Annotated in this window: 11 protein-coding genes and 1 pseudogene; 10 read left to right on the forward strand and 2 right to left on the reverse strand. The window is 69.8% G+C overall.

The window, feature by feature from the left end; genetic code table 11:
• Positions 1-96 precede the first annotated feature (96 nt).
• The 4 genes and pseudogenes from AB0K12_RS42515 to AB0K12_RS42530 all read left to right on the forward strand — a co-directional run.
• A pseudogene (locus AB0K12_RS42515) lies at positions 97-361 on the forward strand (integrase core domain-containing protein); the annotation flags it as partial.
• 254 nt (positions 362-615) lie between these two features.
• Positions 616-3,573 (forward strand): AAA family ATPase, encoded by a 2,958-nt coding sequence (locus AB0K12_RS42520; RefSeq protein WP_364573944.1) that lies wholly within the window; start codon positions 616-618, stop codon positions 3,571-3,573.
• Between the two features lie 80 nt (positions 3,574-3,653).
• Positions 3,654-3,830 (forward strand): hypothetical protein, encoded by a 177-nt coding sequence (locus AB0K12_RS42525; RefSeq protein ID WP_364573946.1) that lies wholly within the window; start codon positions 3,654-3,656, stop codon positions 3,828-3,830.
• A 17-nt stretch (positions 3,831-3,847) separates the two neighbouring features.
• Positions 3,848-10,048, forward strand: coding sequence for a S8 family serine peptidase (locus AB0K12_RS42530; protein WP_364573948.1), 6,201 nt, complete (start codon positions 3,848-3,850; stop codon positions 10,046-10,048).
• A 420-nt stretch (positions 10,049-10,468) separates the two neighbouring features.
• Here AB0K12_RS42530 and AB0K12_RS42535 read toward each other — a convergent pair whose 3' ends face one another.
• Positions 10,469-11,263: a nucleotidyltransferase domain-containing protein gene (locus tag AB0K12_RS42535; protein WP_364573950.1), complete on the reverse strand. Its 795-nt coding sequence runs from the start codon at positions 11,261-11,263 to the stop codon at positions 10,469-10,471.
• Positions 11,264-11,615: 352 nt separating this feature from the next.
• Between AB0K12_RS42535 and AB0K12_RS42540 the strand changes: the two genes are divergently transcribed.
• Genes AB0K12_RS42540 through AB0K12_RS42550 form a run of 3 tightly spaced genes read left to right on the forward strand, consistent with a single transcriptional unit; the run spans position 11,616 to position 14,906 of the window.
• Positions 11,616-12,899: an alpha/beta fold hydrolase gene (locus AB0K12_RS42540; protein ID WP_364573952.1), complete on the forward strand. Its 1,284-nt coding sequence runs from the start codon at positions 11,616-11,618 to the stop codon at positions 12,897-12,899.
• Positions 12,900-12,909: 10 nt separating this feature from the next.
• Positions 12,910-14,253 (forward strand): histidine kinase, encoded by a 1,344-nt coding sequence (locus AB0K12_RS42545; protein WP_364573954.1) that lies wholly within the window; start codon positions 12,910-12,912, stop codon positions 14,251-14,253.
• Positions 14,250-14,906, forward strand: a complete 657-nt coding sequence (locus tag AB0K12_RS42550) for a response regulator transcription factor (RefSeq protein WP_364573957.1) — start codon at positions 14,250-14,252, stop codon at positions 14,904-14,906. Before AB0K12_RS42545 ends, AB0K12_RS42550 begins: the two co-directional genes overlap by 4 nt.
• Before the next feature lie 68 nt (positions 14,907-14,974).
• Here the strand turns inward: AB0K12_RS42550 and AB0K12_RS42555 are convergent, their stop codons facing one another.
• Complete coding sequence (locus tag AB0K12_RS42555; RefSeq protein WP_364573959.1) at positions 14,975-15,979, reverse strand: LacI family DNA-binding transcriptional regulator; 1,005 nt, start codon at positions 15,977-15,979, stop codon at positions 14,975-14,977.
• 79 nt (positions 15,980-16,058) lie between these two features.
• Between AB0K12_RS42555 and AB0K12_RS42560 the strand changes: the two genes are divergently transcribed.
• From AB0K12_RS42560 to AB0K12_RS42570, 3 genes are all read left to right on the forward strand, one after another.
• Positions 16,059-17,336: a polysaccharide pyruvyl transferase family protein gene (locus tag AB0K12_RS42560; protein ID WP_364573961.1), complete on the forward strand. Its 1,278-nt coding sequence runs from the start codon at positions 16,059-16,061 to the stop codon at positions 17,334-17,336.
• On the forward strand, positions 17,329-18,240 hold the full coding sequence (locus AB0K12_RS42565; RefSeq protein ID WP_364573963.1) for an ABC transporter permease subunit: 912 nt from the start codon (positions 17,329-17,331) through the stop codon (positions 18,238-18,240). Before AB0K12_RS42560 ends, AB0K12_RS42565 begins: the two co-directional genes overlap by 8 nt.
• An 89-nt stretch (positions 18,241-18,329) precedes the next feature.
• Positions 18,330-19,199, forward strand: coding sequence for a carbohydrate ABC transporter permease (locus AB0K12_RS42570; protein ID WP_364573965.1), 870 nt, complete (start codon positions 18,330-18,332; stop codon positions 19,197-19,199).
• Positions 19,200-19,212 lie beyond the last annotated feature (13 nt).

Raw genomic sequence — 19,212 nt, forward strand, 5'->3', positions numbered from 1 at the left:
CCCCGGCGATGCCGGCCGCGGCGGCGCGCAGCGGCTTCAACAGGCGGGGCAGCTCGGAGGTGCGCCGCGCTGCACGCCGCCGCGCTCCGGGGCAGCCTGCACGGCGCGATTTTCCGCGCCGATCACGGGGCCCAGTACACCTCCGCCGAGTTCGCCAAGGTCTGTGCCCAGGTCGGTGCGCCAGTCCATGGGAGCCGTCGGCACCAGCGCCGACAACGCCGCCGCGGAGGCGTTCGGCGCCACCCTCAAACGTGAAACGCTGCAGGGCGCCAAGCGCTGGTCCTCTGCGCGTGAGGCCCGCCTGGCCGTCTGCAAGTGGATCACCCGCTACAACACCCGCAGGCGGCACTCCGCCCTCGGCTCCCGAGCTCAACCCCGCCGAGGGTGTGTGGTCGCTGCTCCGCCGGGCCTTGGCCGACTCTGCCGTCACCGGCCTGCCCGGGCTCGTCCGGGTCGTCAAACGCAAGCTGAAGAACATCCAATACCGGCCCCACCTCCTCACCGGCTGGATGACCCAGACCGGGCTCACCCTCGATACCCCGCCAAAGCCATGACCGACTCCACGAATTAACCTGTGTAGTTGCGCCCGGAAATCGGAAAGCGAGATCATCACGCATGCTCGACCCCTTGCCGCCCGCGGACGATGGGACCTCACCGACGGTTTCCACACCGCATTTCGTGGGTCGTGATCGGGAGATGGCGGCGCTTCGGGTCGCCTTGGCCCGGCCGCCGGCGATCGTGCTGGTAGAGGGTGAGGCGGGGATCGGGAAGAGCCGGCTGCTGCGAGAGTGGTTGGCCGCGCCGGACCAGCGCACTGCCTTGGTCTCGGTGTGTCCACCGCTTCGCGAGTCGCTGACGTTGGGGCCGATCGTCGACGCGTTCCGTGGGATCGACCGCCCGGTGTCGCGATTGCGGCTCACCGAGCTCGCGGGTGCGTTACGGCCCCTGTTCCCCGAATGGTCCTCGGACCTGCCGCCCGCATTGCCGCCTTTGAACGATGCGAAGGCGGCACGGCATCGCCTGTTCCGCGCCCTGGACGAGCTGCTGCGGGCTCTGCACGTCGACGTCCTCGTGCTGGAGGACGCTCACTGGGCAGACGAGGTGACCTTGGAGTTCCTGCTGTTCGTCGCCTCTCGACAGCAATCGGACGGGCCGAGCCTCGTGATCTCCTATCGGCCGGAGGAGGTGGACGCCGGATCGCTGTTGCTGCGGCTGACGTCCCGGTTTCCCGCCGGCGTGACCCAGCTGAGGATCGCCCTGGCGCCGCTGCGACCCGACGACACGGCAGCGCTGGTGTCCTCGATGCTGGACGGCAACCCGATCTCGCAGGAGTTCACGACGTTCATGCACGAGCGGACCGGTGGGGTGCCTCTGGTGCTGGAGGAGTCGGTCCGCCTCATGTGCGACCGTGCCGACCTCGTCTTCCGCGACGGACAGTGGGTCCGGCTGAAGCTGCGCAAGCTACAGGTGCCGCCGACGGTGCGCGACTCCACCCGGGAGCGGGTGGGCCGTCTGTCGCCGGCGGCGCAGCAGGTGTTGCGAGCCGCGGCCACGTTGGCCGAGCGGTCATCGGTGGCCACGATCGCGATGACCGCCGGTCTGTCACCGGCTGCGTGCCGAGGCGCCATCGCGGAGGCGGCCGACGTCGGCGTCCTGGACGGAGACGACCGCGGCCAGTGGCGATTCCGGCACGTGCTGGCCGCCACCGCTGTCTACGAAGCGATCCCGTTGACCGACCGCAGACACTTGCACCTGCTGGCCGGCCGGGCCTTGGAGGGCATCGATCCGCCGCCTGTCGCACGCCTTGCCCACCACTTCCGTGAGGCGGGCGAGACACGGTCCTGGGCGCGGTACGCCGAGCAGGGTGCCGAGCTGGCCATGGCCTCGGGTGACCACACCAAGGCGGTCGACCTGCTGGTCGATCTGTTCTCGTGGTCCGAGCTGCCGCCGGCGGATCGGGCGCGGGTCGCGCGCATCGCCGGAGTAGCCGCGCTGGGCCGTCGTGAACCGGTCGACGAGGTCTACCACCGCGTGATCCGTACCTTGCGCTCGGTGCTGGAGACCCCCGGTCTCTCCGCCCGCCAGCAGGCCGAGATCCGTAACCCCTTGGGCCGGCTCCTGATCATCGGCGGTGAGGCGCAGGCCGCGCTCAGCGAGCTCGAGCAGGCGGTGACCAACCTCGATCATGACCCGGTCGAGGCGGCCCGGGCGATGACCTATCTGGGATGGGCCTACGCGGGACCGTGGCCGGCGTCGACCCATCGGCGCTGGCTGGATCGCGCCGCTGAGCTCGCCGCCGAAGTCGACTCTCCCGCAGAGCGGCTGAACCTGGCCGGCAACCGAGCCGCCGCGTTGCTCATGCTCGGCGAGGAGGAGGCCTGGGACGTCGTCGCTGACCTGCCCGTCGACGGCGCGACCTCGGCGGAGCGTCTCGACGTGGCCCGCATCCACACCAATGTCGGGACCGGCGCGCTGATCTGGGGCCGGTACGCCGACGCGGAGAAACACCTCGCCGTGGCCATGCGCCTTGCCGAGGCCGAGCAGGCGTCCCGGCTGCGACACAACGTCCGGCTCGAACAGAGCAACCTGGCGTGGTTCACCGGCCGGTGGGAGGGTCTCGCGGAGACGAGCGCGGCGCTCGCCGATGCCGACCGGGACCGGCCGGCGCTCTACCTCGGCAGCGTTCGCCTCGCGGCCCGGCTGGCGGCCGCCGCCGGACGGCGGCGCGCCGCGAGGGAGCAGTTCCGGCTGGTCCTCGAGGAGTCCGCCCGTCTCGGCGCAGCCGACGACACGATGGAGGCCGCCGCTGCGCTGGCCAGACTGTGGCTGACGGATGGGAACAGCGGCCGGGCGCTGCAGATCACGAACGAGCCGATGGACACGGTCCGGAGAAAAGGCATCTGGGTCTGGGCGACGGACCTCGTCCCCGCCCGGATCGAGGCGCATCTCGTCGCGGGCGACCTGCGGGCCGCGACTCGCCTGGGCGACCAGTTCGCCAGAGGACTGCGTGGCCGTACGGCGCCTGCGCCTCGCGCCGCCCTCGCCGTGTGCCGCGCTCTGCTGGCCGCCGCGGCCGGAGACCACGCCCGCGCGGCGAGGGCGTACGAGCGGGCGGCGCGCGCCTGGGACGCGTTGCCCCGCCCCTACGACGCCATGCTCGCCCGCGAGCGTCAAGCCGAGGCGCTCATGGCGCAAGGCCAGATCGAACAGGGCCGAGAGCTGCTGGCCGCACAGTACGAGCAACTGTTCGGGCTCGGAGCCCGCGGCGACGCGGACCGTGTCGCGCAGCGGCTTCGCGAACACGGCGCCGAGGTTCCGCGCTTGTGGCGTGGCGGCCGGCGGGGGTACGGCGACCGGCTCTCACCTCGTGAGCTCGACGTGGTCCGGCTGGTCGTCGCCGGCAAGACGAACCGGGAGATCAGCCGGATCCTGGCCAAGTCACCGGCCACGGTGGATCAACAGCTGCGTGCGGCGATGCGTAAGTTGAAGGTGAGTACCCGAACCGCGCTCGCGGTCAAGGCAGTAGAGGCCGGAGTGTTCGCGGAAGAGGACTCCCTCGGCGACCCGTCATGAAAATTGACGTATCCGCCGGATAGCGAAGATCGCTCGTCACCCCGAGCATGACTCCATGATCCATGCCCCTAGGGCACTGCATGCCTGAGCGACCTGTCGCGCCTGACGACTCCCTCATCGAGCACCAGCAACCACTTGAGCTGTCGCGCGGTGGCGTCAGCACCCCTGACGCCCCCGACGCCCCTGACGCCCCCGATACCCGGGATGACGGCGATGACGGCGATGACGAGAGCCACGACCCCTACCAACCCCTGTAGGCCGGAGGACCCCCCACGTGAGACTGCAAGCCCTCGTCACTTCGCTGGCCTTAGCGGTCGGCCTGAGCATGATCGCGCCACCACCGGCGTCGGCCGCTGAGCCGGATCCCGGTGCACCCGCCAACAAGATCACGTCGGACCTGAAGGGCCGTTTCCGTACGGAGCCGGTCTCCGACTTCTGGATCACGTTCGACACCAAGGCCGACCTCGCGCCGGCGATGAAGATCGCCGACTGGACCGCTCGCGGACAATTCGTCTACGACGCACTGAAGGCCGCGGCCAAGGCCTCCGCGGCGTCCGTCTCAGCCGAACTCGACGCGGCGGGCGTGAAGTACACGTCCTACCCGCTCGTCAACGCTGTGCTCGTCAAGGGCGGCACGCAGCAGCTCGCGCTCGACGTCGCCTCGGTCGGGCAGGTCGCCGAGATCCATGCGTCGCCGCAGGTCGCGCTGGTCGAGCCCGTGGACGAGAAGACGCCGGACGACCAGGCCGCCCGTCCCGCCGCCCCCAAGGACGCCGACGCGGACGCCGCCGAGGACGGCACCGTCGCGTGGGGCCTGGACGCCATTCACGCCCCCGAGGCCTGGGCCATGGGGGCCACCGGTTCGGGCATCACCGTGTCCAACCTCGACTCGGGCGTTCAATTCGACCACCCCGCCTTGATGCGGCAGTACCGCGGCAAGAAGCCCGACGGCACCGTCGACCACAACTACAACTGGATGGCCACCCGGGGTACGTGCGCCGGAGCACCGTGCGACGACGACGGACACGGCACGCACACCATGGGCACCATGGTCGGCGACGACGGCACCAACCACGTCGGCGTCGCCCCGGACGCGCAGTGGATCGCGACGAACGGCTGCTGCGACAGCACCGGTGTCGAGTCGTTGCTCAAGTCCGGCTGGTGGTTGCTCGCCCCGACCGACGTCAACGGGAACAACCCCGACCCGTCCAAGCGCCCCCACGTCATCAACAACTCGTGGGGCCAGACCGTCGAGCACAACTTCGACGACTTCTTCCGGGCCATCGACGAGGCCTGGAGCGCCGCAGGCATTTTCAGCGTCTGGTCATCGGGCAACACCTCGCCGTACGCGGCGTGCGACACCGTCTCCTCGCCCGGCTCCGCCGAGAGTGCCTACTCGGTCGGCGCCTACGCGTCGGACGGCACGCTCGCGTTGTTCTCCCGCAAGGGCGAGGGTGAAGGTGGCCGGATCAAGCCCGAGATCTCCGCTCCGGGCGTCGCCGTCACTTCGTCCTACCCGAACGACGGTTACATCGCGATGTCCGGCACATCGATGGCGGCTCCCCACGTCGCCGGCGCCGTCGCCGCCCTGTGGAGCTACGACCCGACCCTCATCGGGCAGGTCGAGGAGACCCGCCGCCTGCTGGCCGAGTCGGCCGTCGACGTCGACGACACCGAGTGCGGCGGCACCGCCGACTTCAACAACAAGTACGGCGAAGGCCGGCTCGACCTCGTCCGCCTGCTCGAGCTCGCACCCCGGCAGGGCGGTACCCTCGCCGGTGTCGTCACCGCCGACGGCGCCCCGGTCTCCGGCGTCGACGTGATGATCAGCGGACCGTTCAGCCGGTCCGTCGGGACCGACAAGGACGGCCGGTTCAAGGTCAGCCTCCCGGTCGGCGACTATCAGATCAGCACCGAGGCCTTCGGGTACCTGCCCGCGACCGCGAGCGCCACGATCGCCCTCGGCCAGGACACCTCGGTCGAGATCGCCCTCACCGCCGCCGCGCGCCACGACATCAGCGGCAGGGTCATCGACGACAAGAAGCAGCCCGTCCCGAACGCCGACGTCTCCGTCAAGGACACGCCGCTGGACGCCGTGCGCACGGACGCCAACGGCGCGTTCACGATCGCCGGTGTGCCGGAGGGCCAGTACGGGCTCGCCGTCACGCCCAACGCCTGCTTCTCGCCGACGTCTGTCCCGCTGACCGTCGGCGCCGAGAACAAGCCGCTGGAGATCCCGGTCGGGCTCGTCGTCGACAAGGGCGGCTACAGCTGCTCCGTGTCTGAGGGGGAGTACCTGCGCGGCACCGACCCGGTCACGTACGGGAGCGGCGTGTGGGCGACGGTGAACCTGCCGTTCCCGGTCGCGCTCTACAACGGCAGCCATGACAGCCTCGCCATCAGCCTGCGCGGCGTGATCTCCCCGAACAACTCCACCGGACCCGGTTTCGGCGGTGCGGGCCTCTTCCCGTTCACCGTCTCGTCCCCCGTCCAGTTCGCCTCCGGCGGGGGAGTGTTCACGGCGGCCACCAAGGTCGACGGCGAGGACGCGTTCGTCATCGAGTTCCGCGACGCCAAGATCTGGGCCTACCCGATCCGGTCCGAGTACACGGAGCCGGTCAGCTTCTCGGCCACGCTCACCCGCTCGGGCAAGGTGATCTTCGGGTACGGCGACGGCATCGGGACCGACGACCCGGTGACCGGCGGCGCCCGCGCCATCACCGGCATCCAGGGCTGGGCCGGTGTGGACGGCATCCGGTTCTCCGAGAACGTCCCGGTGCTCCACGACGGGATGATCGTCACCTACGACCTTCCGGACTGGGGCTACCTCGACGCGACCGTCGTCGACAAGAACGACGGGCTGCCGGTGTCCGGGGCCAAGGTCTCGTTCACCGACAAGAACGGCCTCGTCGAGAGCGTCACGACCAACGGGACGGGCGTCGTGCACCGCCAGCTGCCGGTCGGCGGCTACACGATGACCGTCGAGGCTCCGAACTACGTGACGGGGTCGTACGACTTCACCCTCGACAAGCTCTTCGCGAAGGCGACGATCGACGCGCGGCTCAGCACGGGCGTCGCCGGCCTGCAGGTGAGCGGCCTCGACGCCGTGATGGGAACCGACCAGAACGGTGTGGGCTCGCTGACGCTGACCAACACCGGTTCCGCCCCGCTCACGTACGACCTGGGCGAGGCCGCGCGCCACCACGAGTTCGACACCGCCGGCGCCACCACGCGCACCGGGAAGGGTGCGGACAGCACGATCGACCTCAAGGCGTGGAAGGCCGGCGCGAGCGGCATGAAGCGGTCGAACGTCGACGGCAAGGCCGCGAAGGTGAGCGCCGCGGAAGCGAAGGCGGCCGACAGAGTCGGCACGACCTCCGGCGGCGACGTCATCACCCGCATCGAGATCCCGGGCACGATCGCGGAGAAGGAACCCTCCGGCATCGGGTACGACGGCGACGTGTGGGTCCACGACTACAACGCGCGGACCAACACCGCCTACACGGTGACGGGCAAGCCGACCGGCAAGGTCTTCGACGCCTCGTGGAATCCCACGTACCGGGCGTTCGACATGGCGCTCGACACCAAGACCGGCGACATGTGCCAGATGGAGGACAGCCCGGCCAGCTACATCCACTGCTTCGACCGGGAGACCGGGAAGGAAACCCGGCAGATCAAGGGTGACTGGTCCACGCTGCAGCTGACCGGACTCGCCTACAACCCCGCCGAGGACGTGTTCTACGTCGGCGGCCGGGCGAACGGCCTGATCGGAACCGTCGCCGGGACGTCGCACGACAACGCGGGTGCGCTGCTGTCCTTCTGCGCCCCGCCGCTGCCCGAGGTGATGGGCCTGGCCTACAACCAGGCCTCCGACACCATCTGGTACACCGACCTCACCTCGGACAGGCCCACCCGCCTGCTGCAGGTCGACCCCGACGACTGCTCGCTCGTCAACGCGTGGTGGTTCCCGGGCCAGAAGGTGGGCCAGGGTGGCGGCCTCGAGACCGACTCGACCGGGGCGCTGTGGGCGGCGGACCAGATCGCCGATGACGTCGTGCTGGTCGACGTCGAGGACGACCTGCGCACCGACCTGCCCTGGCTGTCGCTCTCCTCGACCGGCGGCACTCTCGCCCCCGGCGAGTCGACGACGGTCAAGGTTTCGATCTCCTCGAAGGACGCCGACCCGGGCACTCTCGGCGCGAACATCATCGTGCGGTCCGACTCCGGACGGCAGCCCAAGACCTACGTCCCGGTGACGCTCACGACCACGAAGTACCAGGTCGGCGTCAACGCCGGCGGCCCCTCGTTCACCGACGCCTCCGGCTACACCTGGTCCGGCGACCAGGCGGCTCGTGGCAAGGACTGGGGCTACGCCGGGAAGGGCAAGACGATCTCCACGAGGGCCCCGATCGCGGGCACCGAGGACGACGCCCTGTTCCAGGCCCAGCGCACCACGCCGGGCAAGGACATGGTCTACACGTTCCCCGACGCGCCGAAGGGCACCTACGCCGTCGATCTCGGGTTCGCCGAGATCGAGCAGGTGAAGCAGGGCAAGCGGGTGTTCGACGTCCTCATCGACGACGAGCTGACGCAGTACGCCTACGACCCCGTGAAGGCCGTCGGCCCGAACACCGCCGACTGGCACACCGCCGTCGTGCGGCACGACGGCGGTCCGCTGACCGTGGAGCTGAGGGGCAGCAAGGGTCTGCGGGCTCCGAGCGTCGCGGCGCTGCGCGTGACGCTCGATCCGCGCGGAGACAAGGAGGAGCCGGAGCCCGAGCCCGAGGAGCCGGAGCCGGGCCCCGTGCCCGTGTCCCCCGCCGGTCGCTCGTACTCGATGAAGGTGACCGACGGCCTCTACCGCCAGGGTAAGGAGGACTCCGGGTGGCACGGCGATGACGTCTGCGGCGTGCTGTGGTTCGACTCCAGCTTCCTGTTCCCGTTCTACGACACGGCCTGGGACGGCGTGTGTGTGACGACGAACGGCGCGCTGGTCTTCGACCGGGCCAGCGCCCTGGGGAACAACACGGCGCTGCCGTCGCCGTACGCGTTCGACGCGGTCTTTCCGTTCTGGGACGACCTGGTCGTCGACAACGAGGCCGGCATCTACTTCGGCACCACCGAGGTGGACGGCCTGGCCGCTGAGGTCATCGAGTGGCGCAACGCCACCTTCGACAGCGACAGGACGGCCCGGGTGAGCTTCTCGGTCACCCTGATCGCGGACGGCCGCATCCAGATCGGGTACGGCGACGGCATCGGCGGCGACAACCCCGTCACCCGCGGGTCGTCGGCGACGGTCGGCCTGGAGAGCCTGGCGCGCAACCCAGCGAGCCAGTACTCCTTCAACCAGCCCATCCTGACGGCCGGTCTGGGGCTGGAGTACACCCTCCCGGCTGCGGGCACGATCGAGGGCACGGTCACCGACGCGAACGACGGCAAGCCGATCGCGGGCGCGGTCGTCACGCTCACCGGGCCGAACGGTGAGCGGGTCATCACCGCCGACGAGAAGGGCCGGTGGAAGGCCCAGGCACTGGTCGGTGAGAACACCGTGCAGGTCTGGGCGCCGAACTACGTCACGGCCGGCCACCCCGTGACCATTGCCAAGAAAGATCAGGCCGAGGTGGTCGACACGGCGTTGACCACGGGCGTCGCAACCGTCACGGGAGGCGACCTCGACTGGCTCCTCGGCCCGGACCAGAAGGCGACCGCCGACGTGATCGTGACCAACACCGGTTCAGCCCCGCTTGAGGTGCGGCTCAGCGAGCAGAAACGCACCAGTGACGGCGGGCACGAGGCCGCCGACCTTCCGTGGCTGACCCTCACGGGCGCGGCGGCGGCCGGCACCGTCAAGCTCGCGGCCGGCGAGTCCACCACGGTCACGGCGACGGCCGACAACGCCGCAGTCGTGCCCGGCGTGCTCGCCGGGGACGTGCTCGTGGCGTCGAACGCCGGCAAGGGCGAAGCCCAGCTCAGGCCGGTCCGCCTGGCGACCTCGGCCTACTGGAAGGGCGTCGACGCGGGCGGGTCCGGGCACGTCGCTGCCGACGGTTTCGTCTGGTCGCCGGACCAGGAACTCGGCTCGCGGCCGTGGGGCTACGTCGGCGGCAAGGCCCGTGCCACCAAGGCCGGCATCGGTGGCACGGAGGACGACGACCTGTTCCGCACCCAGCGGACCGGCGAGACGTTCGCCTATGTGTTCAAGAACGCGCCCGCCGGGATGTACCGAATCGGCCTCGACTTCGCGGAGATCGAGAAGGTCAAGGTCGGCAAGCGTGCCTTCGACGTCCTGGTCGACGGCAAAGCCGTGCTCCACGACCACGACGTGCAGAAGAAGGTGGGTGCGCTGACCGCGGACGTGAACACGGTCACCGTCGAGCACGGCGGTGGCGATCTGAAGGTCGAGTTTCTCCGCGAGATCGGCGAGCGCGACCCGATCCTCAACGCCCTGAAGGTCCAGGAGGACCCGCGCCTATGAGATAGCCGGCCAGTCCGCCGGCAGTGGTCAGAGCCTCCTCGGAGAGGATCGCCGTGGAGGCTCTGACCACGCCTGCCGAGCTTGCGGCTTCCCATCCGTGCTCGCCGAATCCGTGGGTCGGCTGCGAGGCCACGAACACATCGAAGCCCTGTGACGACATGCCGGTCGCGCAGTTGCGCCGTCCCAGATGCCCCATCGCCCCGGCCGTGATGCCGGTTTCCTCATGCAGCTCCTGCCGGGCCACCGCTTCGGGATCGCCCGTGGCCAGTCCCGGCAGCGCTCCTTGGACGAACTCCCACGATCCGGAGCCCGGGCCGGGGCACCTTCGTGGCCCCGCCGTCGGGCAGCCGCCGCGCCGAGAAACCGTGTGACGTGCAGCCGGCCCCGGCATCGTGGTGAAGGTCATCTTCACAGCACGCGTCAGGTCAGCTCAGCGATAACGTCGCGGAGGTATTGAACGGCGAGTTCTTCGGCGTGATGACGGCGTTGGATCACCACTCCGGTGTCGTCGAGCCACCGCCGGTAGAGCGCGACATTGGCGAGGAACGCCTGACCGATCTCATACGGGTCGTAACCGCAGAGAGTCGCCTGAAGGTCGCGTGCCTCTTCCGGCGCGATGGACTCGAGGTGACGCACGCCCCGGGGGATGGCACCCACTCGGCGAGCGGCCAGCGGACCCAGCACCGTCTCGCGCAAGTAGCTGAGAAAGCCGATGGCCTCGAACAGCTCACCGCGGGCCAGCTTCGTCGCGCCGTAGTGCACCCAGATCCAGAACCGATCCTCGATCCACTGCAGGTCAAGGGGCGAGCTTACCGGCGGATGCTCCGCGAGCGTCCTAACCAGGTGGCCCTGCCGATCCCACAAGACGACAGGATCGTCGGCACGCTTGGCGAAGTCGGAGGCCCGCACGAACTTGAAGTCCACATGCAGCAGGGGCGGTCCGACGAGCGTGATGATCAAACGGGGCTCTCCGACATGCTCTCCGGTGAATCCGGCCACCAGCTCAGTCCATGCATCGATCAGCGCGAGCCGTTCCTTCATGACCGCGTCGAACGCCTCGTCGTCGATGACCACGATCAGATCCACATCGGAATAGGCGTCGGCATGACCTCCCGCGATCGACCCCGCGAGGGCCACACCGGTCACGCGGGCATCATGCCGGATCTGAGGGACCACATCGCTGAGGAATCGGCGGTGCAAGGTGGGGGCGTCCATGGCGTTCCTTCGTGATCGGAGCAAAGTCTTGCAACGTACCACACAGCCAAGTCGGGGTCCCAAGCAATTCTGTCTCCCCGCAGCGTGCGTGGCGGGTCGTAGGTATGTCTTGTGGCAGATGTGGCGGGAGGTCGGCGTGCCTAGTCTGTGAGGTCGTCTGCGGCGCTCGCCGCACCGTCCTGTTGGAGGTTCGATGTCCTGGCCACGATCAGTTCTGCTTGCCGTACCCCTCATGGTGACGATGGGAGCAGTCGCTCCGGCGGCCTCCGCGTCGTCCAGCGGAACGCCCGCGCCACCTCTGGCCTGGTCGGCCTGCGGGGGGAAGATCTCGGCCGAGTTGCGGTGCGCCAAGGTGAGCGTTCCCGTCGACTGGTCGAAGCCCGGCGGGAAGAGGATCACCCTCACCGTGGGCAAGGCGCCGGCGACCGGTGCGGCGGCCGCCGGCACCGTCCTGTTCAGCCCCGGCGGTCCCGGTGGTGCCGGCGTTCAGGAGTTGTCCCGGGCGCTGTCCCACTTCGCCGGTCTGCGTACCCGGATGGACGTCGTCACCTGGAACCCGCGTGGCGGGGTGAGCGGTGAGCACATTCCGCTGGCTTCTTGCGCGGCCGGTCCTGCGTTCGCCACTCCGGACAGTCGTCGCGAGTACGATCAGGCGCTCAAGGCGAACGCCGCTGGGATCGCTGCCTGCCGGGACGCCGTGCCCGAACTGTTCGCCAACCTGGACTCCGCCACCCAGGCGCGAGACATGGACGCCATCCGCGCCGCCCTGGGCGAGGAGAAGATCTCCTTCCTCGGCAACTCCTACGGCGGCGTGCTCGGGGCCTCCTACGCGCGGTTGTTCCCGCAGCGGCTGCGCGCGATGGCGGTGGACAGCGTGCCCGACCACGTGGACCCGTTCGAGAAGTCGGAGCGGCTGCAATATGAGGGCCTGGAGGCCGGGTTCCAGCGGTTCATCCGCTGGTGCGCTGGTTCGTCCGACTGCGCGCTGCGCGGCACGAACGTGGAGAAGACCTGGCAGGCCGTCGTGCGACGCGCCGAGCGCCGCCCCCTGCCCGGCATCCCGGCCGCCGGTGGGCGCCGCTACGACGGTGATGACCTGAAGTTCTTGGCCTACGGCCTGGTCGACGGCACAACGGAGTGGCCGGCGTTGGCCAAGGCCATCGCGAGCGCCGTCAAGGGCGACGCGTCCGGTTTCGACCCCCAAGGCCGTGGCCTGCCGCCGCGGGTGACCGCCATGCTCGCGGTGAACTGCGCCGACGGCTTCCGCTACGACGGCTACCAGGCCTACCGTGCGGCGGTGCGGCGCTCGGTCAAGGTGTCGCCGAACTTCTCCGGCCTGCGGGAGAACGCCTGGCTCGCCTGCTCCCCGTGGGCGGCCAAGGCGGTCAACCCGCCGGCGCCGCTGCCGGCCCGCGACCTTCCGCCGTTGCTCGGCGTCGGACCGGTCTACGAGTACCCCTCTGTCCGCGCCGTCACCGACCAGGTTCCCGGTTCGGTCACGATCAGGTACGACGGCATCGGCCACGGCCGGTACCTGAACGCCGGTGACCCTTGCGTGATCGGCCATGTGGACCGGTATCTGATCGACGGCAAGGTGCCCGCGCCCGGCACCACGTGCCCCGTCCGGCCGGCGTGATACTGGTCGCGTGAGACGACCAGCGGGTTTGCGCTCCTTTCTGACCGGTGTCCGGCGACGCCTGCCGCTCGTCGGCCGTGACGCCCTGCTCGCCTGCGCCGTGGCGCTCATCGCCTTGGCCGTTTCGGCACTGAACGCATGGTGGCGTGGTCAGCCTGTCGACATCACCGGCGTGGGCGCTGCGGCGGCGTGGGCGGCGCCGATCCTGGCCGTTTCCGCGCCGCTGGCGCTGCGCAGGCGGCTGCCGCTGACGGCAGTGGTCGTGTCGGCGATGGCGGTGCTCGTGCTCGGGCTCGCGCTGGAGCGCGACGCTGGGATCTGGGTGCTGGGCCTGATCGTCGCCTCGGCGGCCTACCACCGTCATCGGCTGCGGTCGGCACTCCTGATCGGCTCGGTCGCCTGGGCGGTGGCGGCCGGCCTGGGCGGCACCTCCGTGCCGGATCTCGTCACCGTATCCGTCAACGCGGCGGCCGGCGCGGCTCCGGTCGCCATCGGATACGCGCTGCGGCTCCGGGCCGACCGCGCCGTGCAGGCCGCGCGGCTGCAACGTGCCCGGGAGGAGCAGGCACGCTCACAGGAGGCCGCGCGGATCGCCCGGGAGATTCATGACGTCGTCGGGCATCACCTCAGCGCGATCAGGCTCCAGGCGGTCGGCGCCCGGCGGGCGCTGGCCGGTCACGACTGCACGGCCGACCGCGCGCTGGCCGGGATCGCCGGGCTGTCGGCCGAGGCGCTGGCCGAGATCCGGACGCTGCTCGCGACCCTGGTGCGCTCGGACCGTGGGGACCACGCTCACAGCGGTGGTCTCGCCGACCTGCCCGCGCTGGCGGAACGCAGTGGCGGGCCAGAATTGGCTGTCGCCCTGGAGGTCGACCCCCGTCTCGACGGCACCGTCCACCCCGAGACGGAAGCCTGCGCCTACCGGATCGTGCAGGAGGCGCTGACCAACGTGGCACGACATTCCAGGGCCCCGCTGGCCACGGTCACGGTCCGTGCGGTGGGCAACCGGATCGTCGTCACCATCGACGACCCCGGCCCACCCCAGCCGTCGGCCGACGACGAATCGGCCGACGACGAATCGGCCGACGACGATGTCCTGAACGGTGGGCACCGTGGTGGGCACCGTGGTGGGCAGGGCCTGGCGGGCATGCAGGCGCGGGTGGCGGCGCTCGGAGGGCACTGCCGCTCCGGCCCGCACGGCAGGAACGGCTGGCGAGTGCGCGCCAGCCTGCCCGTTCTCCCCTCGCATGCGCTTGACGAGCACAGATCGGCGGTGACTGCCGGCGGTGGAGAACTCCGCCCCTCCACGATGTCCGCTGCGGACGTTCCTCCGGCCCGGCAGGTGATCCCGTGATACGGCTACTGATCGCCGACGACCAGCAGCTCGCCCGCGAGGGCCTGCGGCAGTTGCTCGGGCATGAGCCCGACGTCACCCTCGTCGGTGCCGCCCGCGACGGAGCCGAGCTGATCGAGATGGCGCGCGAGCACCAGCCGGACGTGATCCTCACCGACCTGCGAATGCCGGGCACGGACGGGATCACGGCGATCCGGCGGCTGACGGCGCAGGCGCCGGATAGGCCGATCATCGCGCTGACCACGTTCGACACCGACGAATACCTCTTCGGGGCACTCGAGGCGGGCGCCGTGGGCTTCCTGCTCAAGGACGGCGACCCCGACCTCTACCTGGCGGCGGTGCGTGCGGCTCACCGAGGTCAGGGACTGATCGACCCGCAGGTCACCCGTAGGCTGGTGCGCCGCTTCGCCGCCCCACCGGTGCGGGATCAAGGCCCGGAGCTGACGTTCCGGGAAACGGAGGTCCTCCGCCTGGTCGCGCTGGGTCGGTCCAACGCCGAGATCGCCTCCGAGCTGTGCATCGCCGCAGGAACGGTCAAGATCCACGTGTCGCGTGTCCTGTCGAAGATCGGTGTGCGCACGCGTGTCCAAGCCGCAATCCATGCTTACCGCTCAGGATTGCTGTCCTCGGACGAGGCATCCCGTCGCTCATAAGTCCCAGAGGACCGAGTTCGGCGATCCCCGCAAGATCTCGGTTCAGCGAGTCCTTGTACCGCGTGCAGCTAATCGGGGAGCCGGGTCAGGGCGGTTGCTGAGTCGCGGATCACCAGCTCGGGCTCGGGGTCGGTGATGACGCCGCCGGTGATCGGGCGCCCCGCGATCAGATCGTAGAGCGCCTCGACGCCGGCCCGGCCGAGGTCGTACATGGGCATCCGGACGGCGGTGACGGCCGGGCGGAGGTGTTGCATCAGGTCGACGTCGTGGATGCCGACCACGGACAGCTGGTCGGGGATGGTGATGCCGAGGTCGTGGGCGGCGGCCAGGACGCCGACCGCGCTCATGATGTTGTTGACGACGATGGCGGTCGGCGCGGTCGCCGCCTGCATGGCCTGACGGAGGCCGTCGGCGCCGGCCTGCTCGCCGAAGCCGGTGGCCAGGTGGGGAGCCGGGGTCAGGCCGGCGGCGGACATCGCCTGCCGGTAGCCGAGGTAGCGCTGCTGGGAGAGGTATCCGGAGCCCCCGACGAAGACGATGTGGCGGTGGCCGAGGTTGGCCAGGAAGCGCGTCGCGATCTCGCCCGCGCGGAGGTCGTCCACGTCGATCCAGGGGTGGTCCACGTCGTGTTCCAGGATGAGGATCGGCTTGGGGTGCGAGCGGAGCTCGGCCATCACGTCGTCGTCCAGCAGCCCTTCGCCGCGGATCAGGATGCCGTCGACCGTGCCATGGCTGAGCAGCCGGGTCAGGAACCGGCTGCCGGAGCGCGTCGTCTCGGCGTCGCCCAGCAGGACCGTCGCGCCGTGCTCCGCAGCCGCCTCGTAGACCCCGCGCCGCAGCGGTCCGTAGACCGGGTTGTCGATCTTGTTGAGGATCATCGCGATCATGTCGGTCTGGTTGAGCCGTAGCGAGCGCGCCGTCTGGTTGGGCTGGTAGCCCAGCTGCCGCATCGCCTCGAGCACCCGGGCGCGGGTGGATTCCTTCATCCGGGTGTGGCTCGTGCCGTTGACCACCGCCGACACCACGGCGAGCGACACTCCGGCGGCCCGTGCGACGTCACGTTGCGTTGCCATGGTGAAAGCCTACTCGGTTATTGACGTAACGTCTCACCATCCCTATGTTGAAGCAACGTTACGTCATGAAGGAGTCTGTATGACATCGACACGTCGCACCGTCCTCCTGCGGTCCTCCTGGGCGACGGTGAACATCGGCGACGTGGCCCACTCCCCTGGCGTGGTGCGGGCGTTTCAGCGGTTCGCGCCCGAGGTCGAGGTCGTCCTCTGGCCGATACGGCTGGAGGAGCGCGAACGATCCATGCTGCGGCACGCGTTTCCCGACGTGCGTGTCGTCGACGGCGCTCTCGGCGAGGACGGGCCGAGCACCCCGGAATTGGCCGCCGCCATCGACGGCGCGGACGTCCTGATGCACGGATCGGGCGCGGACGCCTTCCAGGGCGCCGAGATCGATTGGTGGCGCGAGCACGTGGGCCGCCCGTACGGGTACTTCGGGATCACCGTGGATCCGCTGTGCCCGCCGACCATGGCGACGCTGCCGGAGCTGGCCCAGATGGTCGATCGGCTCCCGCCCTCCTATCTCGAGGACGACGTCAAGGACCGTTTCGACGGCGCCGACTTCGTGTACTGCCGCGAGACGCTGACCCTGGCCACCCTGCGCGGCCAGAAGATCACCGGGCCCGACCTCGCCTTCGGGCCGGACGGCACGTTCGCGTTCGACCACACCGACGACGTCGCCGCCGCTCGCCTGCTGGAGGAGCTCGGCCTGCGGCCCGGCCGGTTCGCCTGCTTCGTCCCGCGGCTGCGCTACGCCCCCTACGCGAAGATCTACGGCACCGAACCGACCCGCGAGCAGATGCGGCGCGACGCGATCAACCGGGCCACCGTGACGCAGGACCTGGCGGTGCTGGCGGCGGCGATCGAGACCTGGGTACGCGTCAGCGGCCTGCCGGCCGTCGTGGTGCCCGAGATGAGCTATGCCGTCGAGCTCGCCCACGAGCAGCTTCCCGGCCTGCTCAGCCCGCAGACGCTGGGTCAGGTCAGGATCCTGGACCGGTACTGGCCGCTGGAGGAGGCGACCGGCGTCTACGCCGTCTCGTCGCTGGTGGTCAGCATGGAGTGTCATTCGCCGATCATGGCCGCACGACATGCGATCCCGACCATCTACCTTCGGCAGCCGACCGAGACCACGAAGTCCCAGATGTTCGCCGACCTCGGCGCCCCCGACCTGGTGATCGAGCTCGACCATCGTGCCGCGGCGACGGTCGTCGCGGCGGTCACCGACATCGCGACCGACCCGGCGCCCGCGATCGCCCGGAGCAGGAGGATCGCGGCCAACGCCGACGACCGGCTGCGGGCGGCGGTGGAAGCCTGCGTGGCAGGCCGGCCCGTATCGGCGGGGATCAGCCATGCGTAGCCTGCGCGAGCGCTGGCGGCGCGACCGGGTCCTGCTGCTGCTGGCGCTGCCCGGGGTCACGGTGCTGCTGCTGTTCCACTATCTGCCGCTCGGCGGGAACATCATCGCGTTCCAGGACTTCCAGCCGTTCCTCGGCATCTGGCACAGCCCGTACGTCGGGCTGGACAACTTCGAGCCGGTGCTCACCGGCAACCCGGTGTTCCTCAACGCACTCGTCAACACGCTGATCATCACGCTGATCCAGGTGATCTTCGTGTTCCCGCTGCCGATCTGTCTGGCGTTGATCCTGAACGCGACCGTCAGCGAACGGCTCAAACGCCTCGCCCAGTCGATCCTCTACATGCCGCACTTCCTGTCGTGGGTGATCGTGGTCGCCCTGTTCCAGCAGATGTTCGGCAACGGCGGCATGCTCAACGCCTGGCTGCGCTCGGCCGACCTGTCCACGTTCAGCATCGTCGGCGTACCCGAGCTGTTCAAGCTCATGATCACCTCACAGGTGATCTGGAAGGACACCGGCTGGTCGACGATCATCTTCCTGGCCGCGCTGTCCAGGGTCGATCCGGCGCAGATGGAGGCCGCGGTGGTGGACGGCGCCTCCGCGGTGCGCCGCCTGTGGCACGTGACCCTGCCCGCCATCCGCCCGGTGATCGTCCTGCTGCTGATCCTGCGGCTCGGTGACTCGCTGTCCGTCGGGTTCGAGCAGATCATCCTGCAGCAGGCACAGGTCGGCGCCGGCGCGAGCGAAGTGCTCGACACCTACGTCTACAACCACGGGATCGTCGGCGGCGACTGGGGCACCGCGGCCGCGGTGGGGCTGTTCAAGGGCATCGTCGGTGTCGCGCTCGTGCTCGGCGCCAACCGGCTGGCCCACGCCCTGGGCGAGCAGGGGGTGTACGCCAAATGACCAGCCGACCTGCGCCGGCCGCGGTGTCCGTGCCGCGCCACGCCGCACGCACAAGGTCACGCCCGGGCCGCAGCCGGCGTCCTGTCTGGATGGGCGAGCCGAGCAAGCTGGGGGTCGGCGCCCGGGGACTCGTGCTCGGCATGGGCTGCCTGGCGGTCCTGGTGCCGTTCTGGGCGGTGCTCATGACCAGCATCGCCTCCCCGGAGGAGGTCAACAGCGCGGGCGGGTTCGTGCTGTGGACGAACGAACCGACGCTGGACGCCTACCGGGCCGTCCTGTCCGGCGGGATCGTCACCCGTGCGCTGCTGGTGAGCGCCGGCATCACCCTGCTCGGCACGGCGCTCAGCCTCGTCGCCACGATCGCCCTGGCGTACGCGCTGTCACGGCCGGCTGCGTTGCTGCAGAAGCCGATCCTGCTGATGACGCTGTTCACCCTGCTGTTCAACCCGGGCATCATCCCGATGTACCTGACGGTCAAACAGCTCGGCCTGCTGGACAACTACCTGGCGCTGATCCTGCCGGTGCTGGTGAACGCCTTCAACGTCATCGTCATGCGCGCGTTCTTCCAGGGCATCCCCGGCGAGCTGCGGGAGAGCGCCTACATCGACGGCGCCGGGGAGCTGCGCATCCTGCTGCGGATCGTGCTGCCCCTGTCGAAGGCGGTCGTCTCCGTGATCGGGCTGTTCTACGCGGTGGCGTACTGGAACTCCTTCTTCTCCGCGATGTTGTACCTCCAGTCGTCGGAGAAGTGGCCGCTGCAGCTGGTGCTGCGCACCTACGTCGTCAACAACACCCCGATCGGGGCCGACCAGCTCAGCTCGAACCTGGAGAACCTGCCCCCACAGGTCTCCGTCCAGATGGCGATCCTCGTCATCTCCGTCCTGCCCATCCTCTTCATCTACCCCTTCATCCAAAAGCACTTCGCCAAGGGACTCATGGTCGGCGCCGTCAAGGGCTGACCGGTCGTCCGCG

It is taken from the genome of Nonomuraea sp. NPDC049419 (assembly GCF_040676995.1).
GTDB lineage: Bacteria > Actinomycetota > Actinomycetes > Streptosporangiales > Streptosporangiaceae > Nonomuraea > Nonomuraea salmonea.

Coding starts and splice junctions, on each gene's coding strand:
- AB0K12_RS42560 (WP_364573961.1), top strand. CDS start 16,059: ATGACATCGACACGTCGCACCGTCCTCCTGCGGTCCTCCTGGGCGACG.
- AB0K12_RS42520 (WP_364573944.1), top strand. CDS start 616: ATGCTCGACCCCTTGCCGCCCGCGGACGATGGGACCTCACCGACGGTT.
- AB0K12_RS42555 (WP_364573959.1), bottom strand. CDS start 15,979: ATGGCAACGCAACGTGACGTCGCACGGGCCGCCGGAGTGTCGCTCGCC.
- AB0K12_RS42570 (WP_364573965.1), top strand. CDS start 18,330: ATGGGCGAGCCGAGCAAGCTGGGGGTCGGCGCCCGGGGACTCGTGCTC.
- AB0K12_RS42565 (WP_364573963.1), top strand. CDS start 17,329: ATGCGTAGCCTGCGCGAGCGCTGGCGGCGCGACCGGGTCCTGCTGCTG.
- AB0K12_RS42535 (WP_364573950.1), bottom strand. CDS start 11,263: ATGGACGCCCCCACCTTGCACCGCCGATTCCTCAGCGATGTGGTCCCT.
- AB0K12_RS42525 (WP_364573946.1), top strand. CDS start 3,654: ATGCCTGAGCGACCTGTCGCGCCTGACGACTCCCTCATCGAGCACCAG.